18 protein-coding genes and 1 pseudogene are annotated in these 20202 nt (G+C 72.2%); 9 read left to right on the forward strand and 10 right to left on the reverse strand.

Going from position 1 to position 20202, the window contains the following annotated elements:
• Position 1: 1 nt before the first annotated feature.
• Positions 2–679: a response regulator gene (locus EV385_RS23050; RefSeq protein WP_130511341.1), complete on the reverse strand. Its 678-nt coding sequence runs from the start codon at positions 677–679 to the stop codon at positions 2–4.
• Positions 676–2097 (reverse strand): annotated as a pseudogene (locus EV385_RS23055) (sensor histidine kinase); the annotation flags it as partial. The pseudogene EV385_RS23055 and the gene EV385_RS23050, both read right to left, overlap by 4 nt.
• 139 nt (positions 2098–2236) lie before the next feature.
• Here EV385_RS23055 and EV385_RS23060 point away from each other — a divergent pair.
• Together EV385_RS23060 and EV385_RS23065 are read left to right on the forward strand one after the other, a co-directional pair.
• Positions 2237–4189: an APC family permease gene (locus EV385_RS23060; protein WP_130511343.1), complete on the forward strand. Its 1953-nt coding sequence runs from the start codon at positions 2237–2239 to the stop codon at positions 4187–4189.
• 128 nt (positions 4190–4317) lie between these two features.
• Positions 4318–6321, forward strand: coding sequence for an amylo-alpha-1,6-glucosidase (locus EV385_RS23065; RefSeq protein WP_130511344.1), 2004 nt, complete (start codon positions 4318–4320; stop codon positions 6319–6321).
• A 1-nt stretch (position 6322) separates the two neighbouring features.
• Here the strand turns inward: EV385_RS23065 and EV385_RS34400 are convergent, their stop codons facing one another.
• The 6 genes from EV385_RS34400 to EV385_RS23100 all read right to left on the reverse strand — a co-directional run bounded on the left by EV385_RS34400 (position 6323) and on the right by EV385_RS23100 (position 11263).
• A complete protein-coding gene (locus EV385_RS34400; protein WP_207229906.1) occupies positions 6323–7789 on the reverse strand; it encodes a lactonase family protein in 1467 nt (488 codons plus the stop codon).
• A 103-nt stretch (positions 7790–7892) separates the two neighbouring features.
• Complete coding sequence (locus tag EV385_RS23080) at positions 7893–8780, reverse strand: S26 family signal peptidase (protein WP_130511345.1); 888 nt, start codon at positions 8778–8780, stop codon at positions 7893–7895.
• Between the two features lie 2 nt (positions 8781–8782).
• Positions 8783–9343 (reverse strand): hypothetical protein, encoded by a 561-nt coding sequence (locus tag EV385_RS23085; protein ID WP_130511346.1) that lies wholly within the window; start codon positions 9341–9343, stop codon positions 8783–8785.
• A gap of 163 nt (positions 9344–9506) precedes the next feature.
• Entirely contained in the window at positions 9507–9692 is a 186-nt protein-coding gene (locus tag EV385_RS23090) for a hypothetical protein (protein ID WP_130511347.1), read from the reverse strand.
• A 72-nt stretch (positions 9693–9764) separates the two neighbouring features.
• The gene (locus EV385_RS23095) at positions 9765–10541 is read right to left on the reverse strand and encodes an ATP-binding protein (protein ID WP_130511348.1); all 777 of its coding nucleotides are present in this window, start codon (positions 10539–10541) and stop codon (positions 9765–9767) included.
• Between the two features lie 107 nt (positions 10542–10648).
• Positions 10649–11263: a pyridoxamine 5'-phosphate oxidase family protein gene (locus EV385_RS23100; protein ID WP_130511349.1), complete on the reverse strand. Its 615-nt coding sequence runs from the start codon at positions 11261–11263 to the stop codon at positions 10649–10651.
• 181 nt (positions 11264–11444) lie between these two features.
• Between EV385_RS23100 and EV385_RS23105 the strand changes: the two genes are divergently transcribed.
• Positions 11445–12671 carry an MFS transporter gene (locus EV385_RS23105; protein WP_130511350.1) on the forward strand — a complete coding sequence of 409 codons (1227 nt, stop codon included), beginning with the start codon at positions 11445–11447 and terminating at the stop codon, positions 12669–12671.
• A 94-nt stretch (positions 12672–12765) separates the two neighbouring features.
• Here the strand turns inward: EV385_RS23105 and EV385_RS23110 are convergent, their stop codons facing one another.
• Positions 12766–13269, reverse strand: coding sequence for a ribonuclease FAU-1 family protein (locus EV385_RS23110; protein WP_207229907.1), 504 nt, complete (start codon positions 13267–13269; stop codon positions 12766–12768).
• A 106-nt stretch (positions 13270–13375) separates the two neighbouring features.
• Between EV385_RS23110 and EV385_RS23115 the strand changes: the two genes are divergently transcribed.
• Complete coding sequence (locus EV385_RS23115; protein WP_242625388.1) at positions 13376–14392, forward strand: hypothetical protein; 1017 nt, start codon at positions 13376–13378, stop codon at positions 14390–14392.
• Positions 14393–14589: 197 nt separating this feature from the next.
• On the opposite strand, the gene EV385_RS23120 is transcribed toward EV385_RS23115, so the two are convergent.
• Entirely contained in the window at positions 14590–15321 is a 732-nt protein-coding gene (locus EV385_RS23120; RefSeq protein ID WP_130511351.1) for a bifunctional DNA primase/polymerase, read from the reverse strand.
• Positions 15322–15564: 243 nt separating this feature from the next.
• Between EV385_RS23120 and EV385_RS23125 the strand changes: the two genes are divergently transcribed.
• Genes EV385_RS23125 through EV385_RS23145 form a run of 5 tightly spaced genes read left to right on the forward strand, consistent with a single transcriptional unit; the run spans position 15565 to position 20139 of the window.
• Entirely contained in the window at positions 15565–16791 is a 1227-nt protein-coding gene (locus tag EV385_RS23125; protein ID WP_130511352.1) for a helix-turn-helix domain-containing protein, read from the forward strand.
• 13 nt (positions 16792–16804) lie between these two features.
• On the forward strand, positions 16805–17389 hold the full coding sequence (locus EV385_RS23130; protein WP_130511353.1) for a flavoprotein: 585 nt from the start codon (positions 16805–16807) through the stop codon (positions 17387–17389).
• Between the two features lie 19 nt (positions 17390–17408).
• On the forward strand, positions 17409–18260 hold the full coding sequence (locus EV385_RS23135; RefSeq protein ID WP_130511354.1) for a Nif3-like dinuclear metal center hexameric protein: 852 nt from the start codon (positions 17409–17411) through the stop codon (positions 18258–18260).
• Positions 18257–18991, forward strand: coding sequence for a zinc ribbon domain-containing protein (locus EV385_RS23140; RefSeq protein WP_130511355.1), 735 nt, complete (start codon positions 18257–18259; stop codon positions 18989–18991). The genes EV385_RS23135 and EV385_RS23140 overlap by 4 nt, the downstream gene beginning before the upstream one ends.
• 2 nt (positions 18992–18993) lie before the next feature.
• Entirely contained in the window at positions 18994–20139 is a 1146-nt protein-coding gene (locus tag EV385_RS23145; RefSeq protein ID WP_242625029.1) for a bifunctional RNase H/acid phosphatase, read from the forward strand.
• The last annotated feature ends 63 nt before the right edge of the window (positions 20140–20202 follow it).

Here is a 20202-nt window from a genome sequence, read left to right on the forward strand (position 1 = left end):
GCTACGGGCGGAAGCGGTAGCCCATGCCGGGTTCGGTCAGCAGATGGCGGGGGCGGGCGGGGTCGTCCTCCAGCTTGCGCCGCAGCCGCGCCATGTACTGGCGCAGGTAGTTCGTCTCCGTCTGGTACTGCGGGCCCCACACGTCCCGCAGCAGCGCCCGCTGGCTGACCAGCTTTCCCGGATTACGCAGCAGGTGTTCGAGCAACTGCCACTCGGTGGGGGTGAGCCGGACCTCGCCGTCGCCGCCGGTGATGGCGCGGCCGGTCAGATCCACGGCGTACCGGCCCAGCAGCACCACGGGGGTGTCCTCGCCGGTGGGCTGGGCCCGCCGGGTGACGGCCCGGATGCGGGCCAGCAGCTCGTCGATCCCGAACGGCTTGGTGACGTAGTCGTCGGCGCCGGCGTCCAGGGCGGCCACCTTGTCCGTGCTGTCGGCGCGTCCGGACAACACGATGATCGGTACGCCCGTCCAGCCGCGCAGGCCGTGGATCACCTCCGCGCCGTCCATGTCGGGCAGACCAAGGTCGAGGATCACCAGGTCCGGCGGGTGGTGGGCGGCGGTGCGCAGGGCCGAGCCGCCGTCGGCCGCGGTGTCGACGTCGTACTGGCGGGCCCGCAGGTTGATCCGCAGCGCCCGGACGAGCTGCGGATCGTCGTCGACCACCAGTACCCGGGTCATGCGTGTCCTCCGGCGGGCAGGGCGAGGATCATCGTGAGGCCGCCGCCGGGTGTCCGCTCCGGAGTCAGGGTGCCGCCCATCGCCTCGGCGAGGCCGCGGGACAGGGCCAGCCCGAGGCCCACCCCGGTCTCGTTGTCGCGGTCCCCGAGGCGCTGGAAGGGCAGGAACACGTCATCCCAGCGGTCCTGCGGGATGCCCGGCCCGTGGTCGACGATCCGCAGCTCGATGGTGTCGCCGGCCGCGCTGACCACGACGGTGGGCGGCCGGTCGGCGGGGCTGTACCGCAGCGCGTTGGTGATCAGGTTGGCCAGCACCCGTTCCAGCAGGCCCGGGTCGGCGTGCACCGGGGGCAGATCGTCGGGAATGTGCACCGCGATCTCGCGCCCGGGCGGTCCGAGGTCGTCCAGGGCACGCGGTACGACCTCCTCCGCCCCCACATCGATGGCGGTGAAACCCAGCGCCCCGGCCTGCAGGCGGCTCATGTCGAGCAGGTTCGCCACGAGCCGGTCCAGGCGTTCCAGCGACTCGTCGGCGGTCGCCAGCAACTCCGCCCGGTCCTCGGCGTCGAAGAGGACCTCCGAGCCGCGCAGGCTGTCCACGGCCGCCTTGGCGGAGGCCAGCGGCGTACGCAGATCGTGGCTGACCGCCGCCAGCAGCGCCGAGCGCATCCGGTCCGCCTCGGCCAGTTGCTTGGCGGCGGCCGCCTCGGCGGCCAGCCGCTCCTGGCGCAGCGCCACCGCGGCCTGCGCGGCGAACGCGGCTACGACGCGCCGCGCCGGGGCCTCCAGGGGCCGCCCGCGCAGCACCATCACCAGGTGCTCGTCGGCCCGCACGCGCACCTCGGTTCTCGCGCCGGGCCCGGCCGGCGGGGGCGGGTCCGGCTGGCCGACGGCGGCCACCACCTCGCCGTCCTCCAGCAGGGTCACCGAGCTCAGCTCGAAGGTCTCGCGCAGCCGCTCCAGCAGCGCGATCAGCGGCCGTGCCCCGCGCAGCACGCTGCCCGCCACCATGGCCAGGGTCCGCGCCTCGGCCGAGGCCAGTGCCGCCTGCCGCGTGCGGCGGGCCGCGGTGTCCACCACCCAGCTCACCGCGAGGGTGATCACGACGAAGACCGCGAGGGCGATCAGGTTGTCCGGTTCGGCGATGGTCAGCCGCCCGACCGGTGCGGTGAAGAACCAGTTGAGCAGGAGGAAGGAGGCGGCCACGGCCAGCAGCGCGGGCCACCGGCCGCCGACCATCGCGACCGCGACGACCGCGGCGAGGTACAGCAGGATGTCCGTGGTCAGCGACAGCGGCGGGGCCAGGTGCAGCAGCAGGGTGAGCGCGGGCAGGCCGAGCAGGACCGCGGCGAACCCGGCCAGCCGTCGTTCCCGCGACAACGCGGTGGCAGGCTCCATCGCGCCACCCCCTTTCCTGCCCTCGCAAATCCTGCCCCAGCCGGGCCGGTAACCCGGGGACCAGCGGTTTCTTGACGCTTTGTTAACGCCGCCGGGCCGGGCGCCCGGGTCGCGCCGGTGCCACCATGAGTCGGGCGCCGTTACGGGGAGGATCCGATCGATGGCTGTTGCCGAGAAGGCGGCCGGGGCGGGTGCCCCGCGGTTGCGGACGTGGCTGATGTCCGGGCTGGCCGACCGTTCCCAGCAGCATCAGGGCCCGCACGCCCAGCCGGGCGAGCAGCCGCACTCCTGGTGGAAGGTGATGTGCCTGACCGGCGTGGACTACTTCTCCACGCTGGGCTACCAGCCGGGCATCGCGGCGCTCGCCGCCGGGGTGCTGTCGCCGGTCGCCACGCTGGTGCTGGTGCTGGTCACCCTGCTCGGGGCGCTGCCGGTGTACCGCCGGGTGGCCGCGGACAGCCCGCACGGCGAGGGTTCCATCGCGATGCTGGTGAAGCTGCTCTCGTTCTGGAAGGGCAAGCTGTTCGTCCTCGTGCTGCTGGGCTTCGCCGCGACGGACTTCATCATTACGATCACGCTGTCCGCGGCGGACGCGACCGCGCACGTCGACGAGAACCCGTTCTGGCCCGACAGCCTGCGCGGCCACGAGGTCGTCGTGACGCTGGTGCTGCTGGCCGCGCTCGGGGCGGTCTTCCTCAAGGGGTTCACGGAGGCCATCGGCGTCGCGGTCGCGCTTGTCGGGGTGTATCTCGCGCTGAATCTGGTGGTCGTGGCGGACGGCCTGTGGCGGGTGCTGACCCATCCCACGCTCGTGGAGGACTGGACGTCCGCCATGACCACCCAGCACGGCAATCCGGCGCTCATCGTCGGCATCGCGTTGCTGGTCTTCCCGAAGCTGGCGCTGGGCCTGTCCGGATTCGAGACCGGGGTCGCGGTGATGCCGCACATCAAGGGCGACCCGGACGACGTGCCGGCCCGCCCGCAGGGCCGGATCAGGGGCGCGAAGAAGCTGCTCACCGTGGCCGCCGGCATCATGAGCGTCTTCCTCATCACCAGCAGCATCGTGACCACGGTGCTGATCCCGCAGGAGGCATTCCAGAGTGGTGGGCCCGCGAACGGCCGCGCGCTGGCGTACCTGGCGCACGAGAACCTCGGCAACGTCTTCGGCACTATCTACGACCTGTCGACGATCGGGATCCTGTGGTTCGCGGGGGCGTCCGCGATGGCGGGCCTGCTGAACCTCGTCCCGCGCTACCTGCCCCGGTACGGCATGGCCCCGTCCTGGGCGCGGGCAGTGCGCCCGCTGGTGCTGGTGTTCACCGCCACCGCGTTCCTCATCACCTGGATCTTCGACGCGGACGTGGACGCCCAGGGCGGCGCGTACGCCACCGGCGTGCTGGTGCTGATCACCTCCGCGGCCACCGCGGTGACGCTGTCCGCGCATCGCCGGGGCCAGCGGAAGCTGACCGTCGCCTTCGGGGTCATCTCGCTCGTCTTCACGTACACGACGATCGCGAACGTGGTCGAGCGGCCCGACGGCGTCAAGATCGCCGGGTGTTTCATCGCGGGCATCCTCGCGGTGTCGCTGATCTCCCGGATCTACCGGGCCTTCGAGCTGCGGGTCACCCACATCGAGACCGACGAGGTCACCGACCGCTTCCTGCGCGAGTGCGGCCGCCGCCAGATCCGGCTGGTCGCCAACGAGCCGGACAGTCGCGACGCCGCCGAGTACAGCGCGAAGATCGCGCAGATCCTCGCGGACAACGACATGGCCGACGACCGGGACATCGTCTTCGTCGAGGTCACCGTCGTCGACGCCTCCGACTTCGAGACCGAGCTACACGTACGCGGTGAGGTGCTGCACCACCGGTACCGGGTGATCACGCTGGAAAGCTCGTCCGTGCCGAGCGCGCTCGCGGCCCTGCTGCTGCACGTGCGTGACGTCACCAACCGGCGCCCGCACATCTACTTCGAATGGACCGAGGGCAACCCGGCGGTGAACTTCCTTCGCTACCTGATCTTCGGCCAGGGTGAGGTGGCCCCGGTGACCCGGGAGATGCTGCGCCAGGCCGAGCCGGACCGCAACCGGCGCCCCCACGTCCACGTGGGCTGACTCCACAGGCGAGGGGCGCGGATCGTCCGTCAAGTCACAAACCAGGACTCCTTCGGGTGATTCCGCCGGACGCCTCCGATTCATCAAAATGTGTGCATACACCGTGGGCGGCGGCCTGAGGAGGAACGGTGCGCGCACGACAGGTCCACATCCTCGAGGGGAGCACCTTCGTCGTCAGCGACCCGGCCGGCGACATCGACGCCCGCCCCGACGAACCGGCGGGCCTGTTCTACCGGGACATGCGCCACCTGTCCCGCTGGCAGGTCCGGCTCAACGGGCGCGAGCTGGAGGCGCTGTCCGGCGACGCCATCGAGTACGACGAGGCGCTGTTCTTCCTCGTCTCACCCACCGGCTCGCCGTACCGGAACTCGTCGGTGGTGTTGATCCGGCGCCGCCACGTCGGCGACGGGATGCAGGAACACCTGCAGCTCGACAACCACGGCACGGGACCGCTGCGGGCCGAGATCAGCCTGCTGTTCGCCGCGGACTTCGCGGACATCTTCGAGATCAAGGACCACCTCGCGAAGGTGGGCCGCTTCTACCACCGGCTCGAACAGGACCGGGTGGTCCTCGGGTACGAGCGGGCCGACCTGCGCCGGGAGACCACGATCGAGGCCCCGGGCGCGTTCTTCACCGAGTCGTCGCTGGCGTACCGGGTGGAACTGCAACCCGGCGAGACCTGGCGTACGGACATCGAGATCTCCGTCGCGACCGAGCATCTGCGCCCCGTGCCGAAGCTGTCCCACCAGCCCAACATCCCCGGCACCCTGGACGGCTGGCTGGCCGCCGCCCCCCGCCTGGAGACGGACTGGCAGGACCTGCACCGCGTGTACCGGCGCAGCCTCGTCGACCTGGCCGCGCTGCGGTTCTTCCCGGAGACCGTCCCGAACTCGTCGCTGCCCGCCGCCGGACTGCCCTGGTTCATGGCGCTGTTCGGCCGCGACAGCCTGCTGGCCAGCTACCAGGCGCTGCCGTTCGCCCCGGAACTGTGCCGCACCACGCTGCGCGCGCTCGCCGCGCAGCAGGCCGCCGAGTTCGACGACTTCCGCGACGCCGAACCGGGCAAAATCCTGCACGAGCTGCGGCACGGCGAGCTGACCCACTTCGCCGAACGCCCGCACTCGCCGTACTACGGCTCCGCGGACAGCACGCCGCTGTTCCTGGTCGTCCTCGACGAGTACGAGCGCTGGACCGGCGACCGGGCCACGGTGCGGGAGCTGGAACCGGCCGCGCGGGCCGCGATGACCTGGATCGAAGAGCACGGCGACCTCGACGGCGACGGATACCTGGAGTACCGCACTCGCAATCCGCGTACCGGCCTGGTGAACCAGTGCTGGAAGGACTCCTGGAACTCGATCGTCCACCCCGACGGCACGCTCGCGGCCGGACCGCCCGCGGTCTGCGAGATCCAGGGGTACGCGTACGACGCGCGCCGCCGCACCGCCCGGCTGGCCCGCGAGGTGTGGCGGGACCCGGCGTGGGGGATGCACCTCGACGCGGACGCGGACGCCCTCGCGCAACGGTTCCACCGCGACTTCTGGCTCGACGACATCGGCTGCTACGCGTTCGCGCTCGACGGCGCGAAGGCGCCCGTACCCACCCTCACCTCGAACGTCGGCCACCTGCTGTGGAGCGGGATCGTCCCGGACACGGCCGCCGAACGGGTCGTCGCCCACCTCACCGGCGACCGGCTCTTCTCCGGCTGGGGCATCCGCACGCTGGCCAGCGGGCAGCTCGCCTACAACCCGGTCGAGTACCACAACGGGACGGTGTGGCCGCACGACACCGCCCTGGTCGCCGCGGGCCTGGCCCGGTACGGCTACCGCGAGCAGGCCAGCCGGCTGGCCGTGGCGACGCTGGAAGCGGCCCGCTACTTCGACGACCGGCTGCCGGAGGTCTTCGTCGGCTACGACCGGCACGTCACCCGGATGCCGGTGGAGTATCCGACCGCCTGCTCGCCGCAGGCCTGGGCCACCGGCACCCCGCTGCTGTTGCTGCGGGTCCTGCTCGGCCTGGACCCGACCCCGGAACGGCTGCTCAGCAAGCCGCACCTGGTCGCGCCGATCGGTTCGCTGGCCCTGCGCGGCATCCCCGGCCGCTGGGGCCGCGACGAGGTCCAGGGCACCCCGTGAGTCAGTGGGTGAGGTTCAGCGCGGCGACGTAGCCGGTACCGCCGCCGCCGGAGTAGCCGCCCGCGACGTAGACGTCGCGCCCGTCCGGGCTGGTCGTGAGGGCGTTGGCGTAGCGCATCCCGCTGCCGGTGACGCAGCCGGTGGTCGTGGTCGAGATGCAGCCCGACGTACCGGTGATCTGGGTGAGCTCGCCGGTGGTGTTGTCGTGGCGGAACGCCGCGACCGCGTTGGCCCCGAACGCCGACACGAACGCGAACAGGCCGTCGTCGCTGAACGTCATCGAGGTCGGCCCGGTGATCGCCCGGGCGCTGCCGCACCCGGTGATCGCGGTGCTGCCGGAGGCGTACAGGCAGGCGTTCGGGCTGGCGAGCTGGGTCAGCACCCCGGTGCTGGTGTTGCGGGTGAAGGCGGCGACGCTGTTGCTGTCGTAGCCCATCACGTACACGGTCTTGCCGTTCGGGGCGATCGCCACGTTGTAGGCGCCCGAGAGGCCCTTGGCGGAGGTGCAGTTCGCGATCGCGGTGGAGCCGCTGTCGTACAGGCAGGCGTTCGGGTCGGCGGGCTGGGTGAGTGCGCCGGTGGTGGTGTTGACCTGGAACACCGCGACGGCGTCGCTGTTGTACGACGCCACGTACAGGCTCGTGCCGTCGGGTGCGATGCGCAGGTAGTACGGCTGTCCCAGCCCGTAACCCCGCGCGCAGCCGCTGACTGTGGTGTTGGTGATGCACCCGGCCGTGCCCGCGAGCTGGGTCAGCACTCCCGTGGTGGAGTTGCGGCTGAAGACCGTCACCGAGTTGGAGGAGTACCCCGCCACGTAGACGAAGTCGCCGTCCGGGCTCATGGCGATGCCGTCGGCGCCGGCGATGCTGCGCGCCGACGTGCAGCCGCCGGGGTTGCTGACGGTGCTGTCGTACAGGCACTTGTTCGGGCTGGCCAGCGCGGTGAGCACGCCGGTGCTGGTGTTGCGGCTGAACGCGGTGACCGTCGAGCTGCGGGAGGCGACGGCGTACAGGTGCTTGCCGTCCGGGCTGATCGCCATGTCGTAGACGCCGTCGAGCGAGCCGGACACGGTGGTGCAGTTGGTGATGGCGGCATTGCTGACACACCGGTTCGGGCTGGCCAGCTGCGTGAGCGCCCCGGTCGAAGCGTTCCGGGAGAACTCGGCGATGCTGTTGCTCACGGACGTGGCGACGTACGCGTGGTCGCCGTCCGGGCTGACCACCACGCTCTCGCCCTCTTGGATGCCGGTGGCCGTGCCGCAGCCGCCCGAGCCGTTGTGGCTGAAACAGCCCACGGTCTGGGTCAGGCCGAACGTGGCGCGCGCCGTGAACGACGACGCGGGGCCCGAGGTGGTGGCCGAGAAGGCGGCCAGGCTGGTGGGGAGCAGCCCGAGTCCGGCCAGGCTCAGCACCACCAGCAGGGCGAGGCCGGCCCGCAGGCCGCGATGGGTACGGCCGGGCCGCCTCACCGGGCGCCGTCCCCGGCGAGCCCACGATGCGCCGCCAGCCATCCGTCCTCCCTCCGGGTCTACGTCGGCCGGGATACGCCGGACATGAGAGTTCTCGATCAGTTCAGGCGTGGGTTTTGCGCTTGCCGTTCGGCCGGGCATTGCGGGGATGCTTCTGCCTCGGCCGGGTGTCGACGGGACGCTTCGGCCTCGCCTGGAGGGAAACCTCGGCCCTGCCGGGGCTCTGCGGCGACGCTTCGGTCTCGGGTGCGCTCTGTGTGGGCGCTTCGGTCTCGGGAGCGGTCTGCGTGGGCGCTTCCGCCTGGGGAGCGGTCTGCGTGGGCGCTTCCGCCGCGGCCCGGAGGCGCGGGGTGGCGGGCAGCCGCAGCACCAGTCCCAGCGCGGCCAGCACCAGCAGGCTCTGCGTCACGAACATCGCCGGGTGCCCCTCGCGCAGCAGCAGCGTGGCCAGCCCGATCCGGGGCACCAGCAGCCGTCCGATGCCGCGCACCTGGTCCCGGTTCGTACGGAACGGGTCGTCGCTGCCGTTCGCGTCGCCGCGCGTGAGCAGCCGGCCCTGCTCGTCGAACCCGACGATCCGGTGTGTGAGGGTCTGGCCGGGGTGCACCTGGTCGGGGACGGTCACGACCTGGCCCACCGCGGGCTGCCAGTCCGGCCCCGGCGGGGAGCTGATCACCACGTCGCCGCGGTGCACCCGCGGGCTCATCGACCCGCTCACGATCACCGCGGAGGTCCAGCCCCAGGTCAGCGGCAGCAGCGTCCAGGCGAGGACCGCCGCTGCGGCGGCCAGCAGGCCGATCGCCACCAGCCGTACCACCGGCAGGGACCAGCGCAGCGTCAGCCCGGGCCGCGAGTCGGGAACCTGCTGGTCCTCGATCGCCGTGGGCACCTTCGCGACGGCGTCGGTTGCCGGGCGGCCCTGGGTTGCGGTGCCGGGGCCGCCCGGGAGCTTCGAGTCCGTGGCGTGGCGCTGCGTGGTCGTGGTGGTCATGGTCAGCTCGCCGCCTGCCAGTTGAACGTCGCGCTCGCGGTGGCGCCCTGCTGGGCGTCGGGCGTGGTGGCGTTCAGGGTGTACGTGATGCGGTAGGTGCGGACCTGCCCGGCGCCGGTGGGGGCGAAGGTGCCCACGCCCGAGGTGAAGTCGGTCTTGGTGCTGCCGAAGTTCGCGAGCGTGCCGGTGTAGGTGGGCCCGCCTGCGGGGGTGAAGCCGGTGCAGCTGCTGAAGTCGCCGCCGGTGCCCTCTTCGACCTGCAGGTCCAGGTAGGGGCCGAGGGCGCCGGACACGGCGGAGCTGTACAGCTTGACGGTGCCGGAGAGGCTGCCGTTGTAGGTCAGCTTGATGCACTTCTGGGCCGTCGAGCCGGGCCGCAGGCCGCTGGCGGTGAACATCGCGGAGCTGCTGTCGTCGTCGTTGAGGGCGACGGTGCCGGCGTTCCAGGAGTTGGCGGCGTTGTTGGTCGACGCCGTGAAAGCGGCGCTGGACGCCTGCCACATCACGCCGGTGCTGAGCGCGATGCCACCGACGACCGTCGCGGCCGCCGCGATCATGCTCATTCCGCCACGCTGCATCAGAAGTTCCTTCCCTCGACCGGGAGCTCTGAGTGCCAACCGGTGCTGTCGACATCCAAGGTCGGCGACCAGGGTCAACTCAGCCTCAATCGGGCTTCAAGGAACCGGCAAGGATCTGACGAATCTGTCCGGGCGTGGCGGAACCGGTTCAGCTCAGGTCGTGGGCGCAGTCGTAGCCGTAGTCGCCGCCGGTGTCCGTGACATGCATGTCCGCGGGCACCCGCAGGGGTGGGGGCGCGGCGGGTGGCCGCCCGGTACGGCCGTCGGCGTCGTGCGCCTCGTCGTACTCGTACTCATCGCAGTCGGGCTGCGGGACGGCCTGGACCTCCGTCATGGCGAACCTCCGCGGGACTCGGTACGCGCGTCCCCTCCATGCTGCCCACCCGGCGTCCCGGGCGCCAGGGATTCAGGCGCCGCGCCGGGTGGCCAGCGTGGCCCACACGGTCTTGCCGGCTGGGTGGCGGGCCAGCGTTCCCCAGCCGGTCGACACCCGCTCGATGATCATCAGCCCGCGGCCGCGGTCGCGCAGGGGGTGCCGGTCCGCGTCGGCCGCGCGCGGGGCGGGCGGCGCCGGGTTCTCGTCGCGTACGGCGATCGTCAGGGTGCCGTCGCGCAGGTCGACCGAGACGATCACGTCGCCGCGGCCGTGCTCGACCGCGTTCGCGGTCAGCTCGCTGACCACCAGCTGCGCGTCGTCGATGGCGTCGAGCGCGTCCCACTGGTGGCAGGCGCGGGCCACCAGCCGCCGGCTGGCCGCCGTCGCCTCCGGGGCGGCCGGGTACCGCTCGCACGCCCACGGCGGGGTGAGCATGCCGCCCGGGTTGCGCAGCGCGTACCCGACGGCCTCGTCGACGCCGCGGAACAGCGACCGCGACTGCACCAGCCACCCCAGCCGCAGCGCCAGCGCCGGGCTGGGATTGGCCCACAGCAGCAGGACGCCCGGCCGGCGGCCCGCGCCCGAGTGCAGCTCGCCGAGGGCGGCGCCGTCGATCTCCCCGGCGATCTCCAGGCGGGTCAGGTCGATGATCACCGCGCGTGGCTGCTCGTTGCAGGCGTGATCCAGCGCCTGAGCGAGATCGGTCTGGCTGCGCGCGGTCCACAGGCCCGCCGGGCACAGCATGATCAACCCCTGGGCCAGATCCGGCTGGGATCCCACGGTGAGATCGGCAGGCTGCGTGGTCATCGCGTGACGGGCACCGGGCCGAGAGGGGGCTGCATGGTGGCCCCAGTATGCCCGACCCCGGCACGCCGGTGATGCTGGGTGGCGCCATGGCGCCCGGCTGGTCGTCGTCAGCCGTAGAGGCGCTCGGCGTACGAGGGGCCGTAGTAGCGCTCCAGCTCGGCCAGCTCGTCCTCGGGCCGCTCGACCGCCTGGGCGATCCGGGGGCGGCTCGGCACCTGCTCGGGCCGCCACGTCTCCGGGCGCCACAGCGCCGAGCGCAGGAACGCCTTCGAGCAGTGGTAGAAGACCTCCTCGATCTCCACCAGCAGGGCGAGGATCGGCCGGTGGCCCTTCACCACCATCCGGTCGAAGAAGTCGGCGTCGCGGATCAGCCGGGCCCGCCCGTTGATCCGCAGGGTGTCGCCGCGCCCGGGGACGAAGAAGTTCAGGCCGACGTGCGGGTTCTCGATGACGTTGTGGAAGCCGTCCGCGCGGCGGTTGCCGGGCCGTTCCGGCAGGGCGATCGTGGTGTCGTCCACGACCAGCGTGAAACCGGGCGGGTCGCCCTTGGGGGAGACGTCGCAGCGTCCGTGGGCGTCCGATGTGGCCACCAGACAGAACGGTGAGTTGGCCAGCCACTGCCGGTCGTAGTCGTGCAACCGGTGCCGTTCCTTGTGCGCCACCCGCGGCATCGGGGCGCCCAGGAGTTCCCGGATCTCGTCGTGCGTGGTGACCTCCTGCATGGCGCCGACTCTAGCCGCCGGGCCGCTGCGGCGTCCCGCCGAATTCGCGCGCCGGTCCCGACCCGCGCCGGGGCCGGCCGTGCATCTTGCGACCCTGCGGTGAGCATGGACAACCGGAGATCCATCACTTAACGTCGATGCGTGCTTGACCCCGTGTGCGGGGCGCCGGGAGAGTCGAGACATGACGGACGCACCGCAGAATCTGTGGCGCAACCGGGAATTCACCCTTCTATGGGTCAGTCAGTCGTTATCGGACCTGGGCTCCGCCACCGCCGCCCTCGCCGTACCGTTGCTGGTCCTGTCCCTGACCAACTCGCCGGTGCAGGCCGGGCTGGTCGGCACGATCGGCCTGGTCGCCGCGCTGGTCTGCCGGCTGCCCGCCGGGGTGCTGGTCGACCGGATCGACCGCCGCCGGGCGATGCTGGCCTGCGACGCGGTCAGCGTGCTGGCCTACCTCACCCTCGCGATCGCGGTGCTGCGCGGTGCGCCGCCGCTCGCGCTGGTCGTGATCGTCGCGGTGATCGGCACGATGAGTTCGTCGATCTTCCGTACGGCCGAGCAGTCCGCGCTGCGCAACCTGGTGCCGAGCACGCAACTGCCCGCCGCGGTCGCCCGCAACGAGGCCCGCACGTACGCCACCTCGCTGGCCGGGCCGCCGCTCGGCGGGCTGCTGTTCGGCCTCGGCCGGGCCCTGCCGTTCCTCACCAACGCGCTCGCCCACCTCGCCTCGCTGGGCGGGGTGCTGCTGCTGCGCAAGCCGCTGCAGGAGGCCCGCGAGGAGACCCGGGGCGGGCACGCGGCGGCGATGGTGGAGGGGCTGCGGTTCGTCTACGCCAACCCGTTCCTGCGTTCCATCCTGCTCATCGCCGCCCCGCTCAACCTGGCGATCGACGCGATCATCTTCACCATCATCGTGACGTTGCAGCGGCACGGTGTCGCGCCCGCGCTGATCGGCTCGGTGCAGACCGTCGTCGCGGTCGGCGGCCTGCTCGGCGCGTTCGCCGCGCCCGCCCTGCAGCGGCGCATGCGGCTGCCCGTACTGATCCGTGGCATCTGCTGGTTGGCGGCCGCCCTGATGTCCACCTGCGCGCTGCTGACCGGCAGCGTCGCCGCCGCGGTGCCGGTCGCGCTCGCGGTCTTCCTCGGCCCCGCCTGCAACGCGGCGCTCTTCGGTCACCAGGCCGCGATCACCCCGGACCGGCTGCAGGGCCGGGTGGTCAGCGTGATCTTCTTCGCCACCAGCTTCGCGTCGGCGGCCGCGCCGCTGCTGGCGGGGGTGCTGATCGCGGGCTGGGGCAGCGCCGTCGCGGTCATCGTGTTCTCGCTGACCGTCGCCGGGGCGGCGGTCGCCGCCACGGTCAGCCGCGGCATCCGCTCCATCCAGCCCGTGCCGGAGCCGACCCTCTGAGTCAGCCCGCGCCGCACCGAACGTTGGAGTCTTCGGGTCAGTCACACACCGCAGGTCAACAAGATCCGGAAGTGCCAAGGACACCTCGACCTTGTCACAGCTTCTCCAGCCAGGTGCGGTAGTCCGTGCCGAAGGGTTCCACGCCGTTGGTGAGGTCGGCGTGCAGGCCGGCCGCCGCGGCCCGGGCCCGCGCCACCACCTCGGCGGGGTAGCCGAACGCGGCGCTGTTCGCGACGAACTCGTCCGCGTCGTCCAGCTCCACCCGGCCGTCGCGGTACCGGACGAGATCCAGGTCCAGATCGATGAGGGTCACCTCGGCCGGGCCGTGCCAGCGCGCCGGGGCGGTGATGTCGCAGTACACGTCCCGGTGGCTGGGCGCGGCGAAGAACACCGCACACCACCACTGGTCGCGGGGCACGAGCCGGACGGCGTTCTGCTGGGTCGGTGCCGGCGCCTTGTCGCCGTAGCTGTAGTGCACGATCGTGCCCATCGGGGTGCCCAGCCAGGTGCCGTGCCGGTCCTCGCCGAGGTGGATCGTGCTGACCCGCCGGTGCGGGCGGCCGTCGTACTTGCGCAGCACCACATCCACCCCGTCCATGCGGGCAGCCTAGCGGCCGGAGTCGATGCGGACCGGGCCCCGCCGGGGCCCGCACCCGGGATGCACCCCGGCCGGGCTCAGGTAGCCCCCCGTACACCCGATTCGAATGGCGCCTGCGGATCACACCGCAGGCGGGCGGGCCCGGACGTACCCCCTCGGCGCCCTGGGCCCGCCCAAGGTCAAAGAGGGGCAGACCGTGACCGAGCGCACCGCCGCGAAGCAGGAGCCGGGAGGCAACGCCCCTGGCCGGCTCGGCGTGAGTGCGCGGGTTGCCGCCGGGTTGCACATCGGGATCGACGCCGAGAAGGTCGTCGTGTCGCCGCAGCGGCTGCGGATGCGTACCGGTCGGGCCCACCGTACTCAGCATGGATCCGTCATCGAGGTCGTGCCGGCCCCGCCCAGCGGACGCAGCCGGGAGAGCCGGGTCGCGGTCCTGTGGCAGCTCGGCCTCGGCCTGCTGGTCGGCTGCGTCGTACTGAACGCGTTCGGCATCGCCTGGCAGCCGCCCGCCCTCGGCTCGATCGGGCTGCTCGTGCTGGTCGCCTGGGTGCAGGCCCGGGCCGCCCGCCCCGGCGTGCTCGCGACGCCCCGGGGCGAGCACGCCCACGTGCTGCTGGCCCGCGAGGAGCGGATCGCGTACGAGCGGGCCGTGGCCGTCTCGCACCGGATCCGGCGGACCTGGCCCGAACTGCGCGAACTGATCGACCCGGTGGACGCCGACCGGACCCTGGCCCGGGGGCTCGAACAGCTGGCCGCGCTGCTGGCGCGCCGCCAGCAGATCCGCGTCCTGCGCGACGAGCTGATCGAGGCCGCCCGTACGGAACTGCCGCACGGCAGCCCGGCCGCCGACGCGCTGGCCGCGCAGCGGGAGCGGGTGGAGGAGCTGTGGCGGGAGACCGGCCTGACCGCCAACCGGATGCTGCGCAGCATCGCCGCCGCCGCACACACGGGGGAGACCCTGCTGCGTGAGCAGCGGGTCGGCCGGACCGCCCGGGACGCGGAGCTGGCGATCAGCCGGCTGGCCGCCGTGGGTGGGACCGGGCCGTCCGAGGCCGGGCCGGAGCTGGCCGAGCGTACGGCGGCGGTGGTCGAGGCGTACCGCGAACTGGCCACCTGGGTCTGATTCCCGGTCGTCCGCGAGGCGCCCGGCAGGACGGTCCACCACTGTCCATTTCGGTGAAGTTGTTTCATTCCATCGAGTGACTCGACCCTGCTCGGGGATGTCGCTACGTTGAGTTCGTCATGTGTGCCCCCGCTCATGCCCGCGAACCCTTCGCCGTCCGCCCAGACGATCGGGTGGACAGCGGTGTGCGGACCGCTCTACCCGGCGCGGCGCGAAGTGGACAACTGCCGCGGCACGCACAGGATCTGCCCGGTGCCGTGCGGCGGGCGTGCCGGGTCGGCCCGGCGCCGCAGCGATGCCAGCGCGTCGCAGAGCATGGTCTGCACGGCGCCCGCGGCGGGCAGTCGCCAGTGGACCTCGTCGGGAGCGACCGCCCAGTGGACGGGGCCCTCCGGCATCCGGCTCGGCGCCGCGGGCACCCACGAACCACGGCCGTGCCGCACGATGTCGAGGCATGCGTCCAGCTCGGGGCGCAGCGGGGTGCCCGGCCGGACGAAGAACATCCACCGGCCCGCCGGGGTGACCGCGACCGGGCCACGCCCGTCGGCGTGTTCGAGGCCGAGCACGCCCGCGTGCAGCCGGGCCGCGCCGAGGGCGCGCAGCCCGAGGGCCGCGGGCACGTCGACCACGTCGAAGCTCACGCCGGTGGCCAGCAGCACCGTGTACGGCCGGTGCCGCCACCAGTCGCTCACCCGTGCCCGGTCCGTGCTGGCATCGTCCTCCCAGGACTCCAGCGCGGGATGGCATCCCATGATCGGGCAGCCCGCCCGGCCGCAGGAGAAGCGGTCGCCGGTCAGGCAGGCACCGGGCGTCACCGCCCAGCCGTGTGCGGCGTAGCGCCGGGCGGCGCGCCGCAGCCGCAAACGTTCCACGCCGAGCCGCTCGGCGAGGCGTACCGGGACGACTGGGTGCCGCGTTCTCCACTGCATGGTTCGAAAACCCCGATTCTCCGACTCGCCGCCGCTATAGCAGGCGGGGGTGCCGTCACCAAGCGCGACACGCATCGTTGGTTCGAGCAGATTCACCCTTTGCAAGTTGCATGAGAAACTACGAGCAGCGGTGGGCAGGCGATCACACAGCTTGTGCGACCAGCACGGGGACCTGGGATTCAGACTGCAGACGACACACCGGTGCTCACCGGCAGGGGTCGCCGGATGAGTTGGGGAGGCACCGTGGACGAGCTGCCGATCGGCCGCCGCGTCGCCTATTGGCGCGGCCGACGCAAGATGTCCCAGCAGGTCTTCGCGGACCGGTTGGGTAAGTCCAAGAGCTGGGTCGACAAGGTGGAGCGGGGGGTACGCCGACTCGACAAGTTCTCGGTCGTATATGAGATCGCCGACGTGCTCCAAGTGGACGTTCAGCTGCTGCTGGGCAAGGACGTGGAGCGGCGTCCCGAGACACAGAACTGCATCGACCAGGTCGAGGTCGAACAGATCCGCGCGGCGCTGGAGCGCTACGACCAGATGAGCGCGTTCTTCCAGGCGGTGCCGCATTCGCCGCCGTTGTCGGAGATGCGCAAGGCGGTCAGCCATGCCTGGCTGACCTACCAGCACGCCAAGTACGGCGTACTGGCCCGCAAGCTGCCGCAGTTGCTGCGCGACGCGCAGGCCGCGGACAGCGCGTACGCGACGGGGCCGGACGCCCGCGACGCCGCGCACCTGCTCGGGCAGGTGTACCAGATCGCCTCGTCCGCGCTGCGCAAGGTCGGCGAGCACGAGTTGTCCTGGCTGGCCGCGGACCGTTCGATCGCGGTCTCGCAGCGCGCGGGCGACCAACTGCTGGCGGGCATGGCCAGTCACCGGGTCGGCATGGCGCTGCTGTCGCTGGGCCGGGTGCGTTCCGCGCTGGAGGTGAACGTCAACATCGCCAACCGGCTGGCGCCCACGTCGGAGACCTCGACCCCCGAGCGCCTGTCGGTGTACGGGTTGCTGCTGCTCACCGGCGCGATGGCCGCCGCCCGGATCGGTGATCACGCCACCGTACGTGACCTGGTCAGCGGCGCGGAGGCGGCGGCGGCCAAGCTCGGTGGCGACTACAACTACTACTGGACGTGCTTCGGCCCGACCAATGTGGAGTTGCACCGGGCGGCCGCCGCGGTGGAGTTGGGCGAGGGCGGCAAGGCCGTCGAGACGCACGAGCGGCTCGACATGGAGTCCTTCGCCGCGATGCTGCCCGAACGCCGGGCGCACCACTACCTCGACATCGCCCGCGGGTACACGCAGATCGGCGACGTCGAGAAGGCCAGTGAGATGTTGCTGGAAGGGGACCGCCTGGCGCCGTCCGAGATCCGGTGCCGTCCGCTGGCGCACGAGGTTCTTTCGGACGTGCTCCGGCGCACCCGGGGCACCCCGCCGGCATCCATCGCGGAGCTGGCAGAACAGATGGGAGTCGGCGTATGAGGTGGGTCTCTCGGTGATCGGGGAATCCTCGTCCGGGGTGCTGTACGTGCTGGTGTGCGGCTCACCCATCGCCCGCGACGTGGGCGTTCTCGTCGACCTCGCCCAGCGTGACGGCTGGGAGGTGTGTGTCATCACCACGCCCGACGGGCGCAAGTTCGTCGACGTGGGAGCACTTCAGGCGCAGACCGGACATCCGGTACGTACCTACTACAAGAACCCCGGCGATCACGACGTGCTCCCGCCCGCGGACGCCATGATCGTCGCCCCGGCGACCGTCAACACGGTCAACAAGTGGGCGGCCGGGATCACCGACACCCTGGTGCTGGGCCTGCTCGTGGAGGGGTACGGCTTCGGCGTGCCCACCGTGGTGGTGCCGTACACGAACAAGGTCATGGCCCTGCACCCGTCGCTGCACGAGAGCCTCGCCAAGCTGCGCGACTGGGGTGTCCGCGTGCTGTACGGCGACGACGTGATGCGCCTGGGCGGTCCCGGCCAGACCGATCGGTTCCGCGGCCAGTTCCCGTGGCGGCGCGCGTTGCAGGCGGTCAGCAACCCGTTCGCCAGTGACAGCCGAGTCGAACCGGGGGCGCTGTCGTAGCCAGATAGAGTTAGCGCCCGTGACGACCGACCCTGTGCCAACCGTCCGGGAGGTGGTGGCCGCCCTCGACGGGCGGTACCCGCGCGCCTGGGCCGAACAGTGGGACCGGGTCGGGCTCGTGCTGGGCGAGTTCGACGCCCCGGTGCGCCGCGTGCTGTGCGTCGTCGACTGCGTACCCGAGACGGTCGAGCAGGCCGTCGACGCGCGCGCCGACCTGATCGTGGCCCATCACCCCCTGCTGCTGCGGGGGGTGTCGTCGGTCGCGCCGGACACGTACAAGGGCCGTGCCGTGCACCGGCTGATCAAGGCCGATGTGGCCCTGTATGTGGCACACACCAACGCCGATGTGGCAAATCCGGGCGTCTCGGACGCCCTGGCCGCCCGGCTCGATCTGAGCGCCCTGCGCCCGCTGGTGCCCGCCGAGGGTGCCGCCGCGGGCGCGGGCCGGGGCATCGGCCGGGTGGGCGAGCTGGCCGAGCCGGTCACCCTCGCCCGCTTCGCGGATCTCGCGGCCCGCCGCCTGCCCGCGACCGCCGCCGGGGTCCGGGCCGCCGGAGACCCGGAACGCCTGATCCGTACGGTCGCGGTGTGCGGCGGGGCGGGCGACGGCTTCCTGGGCGCCGCCACGGCCGCGGGCGTCGACGCGTACCTCTGTGCCGACCTAAGGCATCACCCCGCCAGCGAACACCTCGCCGCGGGCGGGCCCGCGCTGCTCGACGTCGCCCACTGGGCGAGCGAGCGGCCGTGGCTCGACGAGCTGGCCGCCTGGCTGCGCGCCGACCTCGGCGTCGACACCCTCGTGTCCGACCTCGACACCGACCCCTGGACCGTCCACGCGGTCAGCCGAACGCAGAAGGAGCCCCGCACGTGAAGGCCGCCCCGGAAGCCCAGCGCCGCCTGCTCGACCTGCAAGCCATCGACACCTCCCTGGCCCAGCTCGCCCACCGCAAACGCACGCTGCCGGAGCTGGCCGAGATCGACGCGGTGGCCCGGGAGCTGTCCGCGCTGGAGGACGAACGGGTCCGCGCCCAGGTCGCGGTCGACGACCTGGACCGCGACATCTCCCGGTACGAGAAGGACATCGAACAGGTCCGCGTCCGCAAGGACCGCGACCAGCAGCGGCTCGAGGCGGGCGGGGCGCTGCGCGAGATCGAGGGCCTGCAGCACGAGCTGGCCACCCTCAACCGGCGCCAGTCCGAGCTGGAGGACGCCGAGCTGGAGCTGATGGAGCAGCGCGAGGCCGCCGAGCAGACGCTCAACGCGGTGCTGCAGCGGCTGGCCGAGGCCGGAGCGCGCCGGGCCGCGGCGGAACAGCGCCGCGACGAGGCGTACGCGGAGATCGCCAAGGAGCAGGAGTTCAAGTCCTCGGCGCGCGGCCCGCTCGCCGCCGACCTGCCACCGGACCTGCTGTCGCTGTACGACAAGATCCGCGAGGACTCCGGCCTGGGCGCCGCGCTCGTGCGTTCCGGCCGGTGCGGCGGCTGCCGCATCGAGCTGTACGGCGCCGACCTGGCCCGGGTGAAGGCCGCTCCCGCCGACGAGGTGGTGCGGTGCGAGGAGTGCCGCCGCATCATGGTCCGCACCCCGGAATCCGGCCTGTGACCGTGACGCGGGAGCTTCGGGTGGTCGTCGAGGCGGACGGGGGCGCACGGGGCAATCCCGGCCCCGCCGGGTTCGGCGCCGTGGTGCGGGAGGCCGCGACCGACGAGATCCTGCTGGAGCGCTCCGGTGCGCTGGGCACCGCCACCAACAACGTGGCCGAGTACTCCGGCCTGATCGCCGGGCTGCGCGCCGCCGCCGAGCTGGGCGCCACGCACGTCGCCGTACGGATGGACTCGAAGTTGGTCGTCGAGCAGATGTCGGGCCGGTGGCAGATCAAGAATCCGGGACTGCGCCCCCTGGCCGCCGAGGCGGCCGGGCTGGTGAGCCGGTTCGCCGAGGTGAGCTTCGAGTGGATTCCACGGGAGCGCAACCGGGCCGCCGACGCGCTGGCCAACCGGGCGATGGACGAGGCGGCGGGCAAGCCGGTACCCGACATCGGCTCGGTCCGCGATGTCGGTTCGGCCTCCGATCGGGAGCCGCAACCGGAAGAGTCCACCCCCACGGCGTCGTGGGCGCCGCCATCGCTGGAGGACGCGACCCGGCTGATCCTGGTGCGCCACGGCGAGACCCCGCTGACCGCCCAGGGCCGGTACTCCGGCCGGGGCGACGTGCCGCTGACCGACGAGGGCGAGGCGCAGGCCATGGCCGCCGGTGCCCGGGTGGCGGGCATCAGCCGCGACGTCACGGCGGTCGTCTGCTCCCCGCTGGCCCGGTGCGTGCGGACGGCGGAGCTGATCGCCGCCGAGCTGGGCGGGGCCACGGTCAGCGTGCTGCCGGATCTGATCGAGTGTGACTTCGGGCAGTGGGAGGGGATGACCTTCGCCGAGGTGCAGCAGCGCTGGCCGGTTGAGCTGGCGGCGTGGCTGAAGTCCACCAGCGTCGCCCCGCCCGGCGGGGAGTCGTTCCAGGCGGTCGCCAAGCGGGTGCGCGGGGTGGTGGCGACGCTGCTGCAGACGTACCCGTCGGCGACGGTCGTGGTGGTCTCGCACGTCTCGCCGATCAAGCTGATCCTGCGCGACGCCCTGGCCGCGGGTGACGCGTTCCTGCACCGCCTGTTCCTGGACCCGGCGGGGGTCTCGGTCGTGGATACCTGGCCCGACGGCGGCATCGCGGTACGGTCGGTCAACGAGACCGCTCACCTGCGCTGACGCGTCTTGACCAGTCCTAGGGGGAGGGTTAACTTCATCGATCAGGAAAGTTTGTTCACAGTT

Source organism: Krasilnikovia cinnamomea (genome assembly GCF_004217545.1).
GTDB lineage: Bacteria > Actinomycetota > Actinomycetes > Mycobacteriales > Micromonosporaceae > Actinoplanes > Actinoplanes cinnamomeus.

Bases quoted from the DNA above. Each gene is read 5' to 3' on its own strand.
- EV385_RS23050 (WP_130511341.1), bottom strand. From the start codon at position 679: ATGACCCGGGTACTGGTGGTCGACGACGATCCGCAGCTCGTCCGGGCG.
- EV385_RS23060 (WP_130511343.1), top strand. From the start codon at position 2,237: ATGGCTGTTGCCGAGAAGGCGGCCGGGGCGGGTGCCCCGCGGTTGCGG.
- EV385_RS23080 (WP_130511345.1), bottom strand. From the start codon at position 8,780: ATGACCACCACGACCACGCAGCGCCACGCCACGGACTCGAAGCTCCCG.
- EV385_RS23085 (WP_130511346.1), bottom strand. From the start codon at position 9,343: ATGAGCATGATCGCGGCGGCCGCGACGGTCGTCGGTGGCATCGCGCTC.
- EV385_RS23090 (WP_130511347.1), bottom strand. From the start codon at position 9,692: ATGACGGAGGTCCAGGCCGTCCCGCAGCCCGACTGCGATGAGTACGAG.
- EV385_RS23095 (WP_130511348.1), bottom strand. From the start codon at position 10,541: ATGACCACGCAGCCTGCCGATCTCACCGTGGGATCCCAGCCGGATCTG.
- EV385_RS23100 (WP_130511349.1), bottom strand. From the start codon at position 11,263: ATGCAGGAGGTCACCACGCACGACGAGATCCGGGAACTCCTGGGCGCC.
- EV385_RS23105 (WP_130511350.1), top strand. From the start codon at position 11,445: ATGACGGACGCACCGCAGAATCTGTGGCGCAACCGGGAATTCACCCTT.
- EV385_RS23110 (WP_207229907.1), bottom strand. From the start codon at position 13,269: ATGGACGGGGTGGATGTGGTGCTGCGCAAGTACGACGGCCGCCCGCAC.
- EV385_RS23115 (WP_242625388.1), top strand. From the start codon at position 13,376: ATGGCGCCTGCGGATCACACCGCAGGCGGGCGGGCCCGGACGTACCCC.
- EV385_RS23120 (WP_130511351.1), bottom strand. From the start codon at position 15,321: ATGCAGTGGAGAACGCGGCACCCAGTCGTCCCGGTACGCCTCGCCGAG.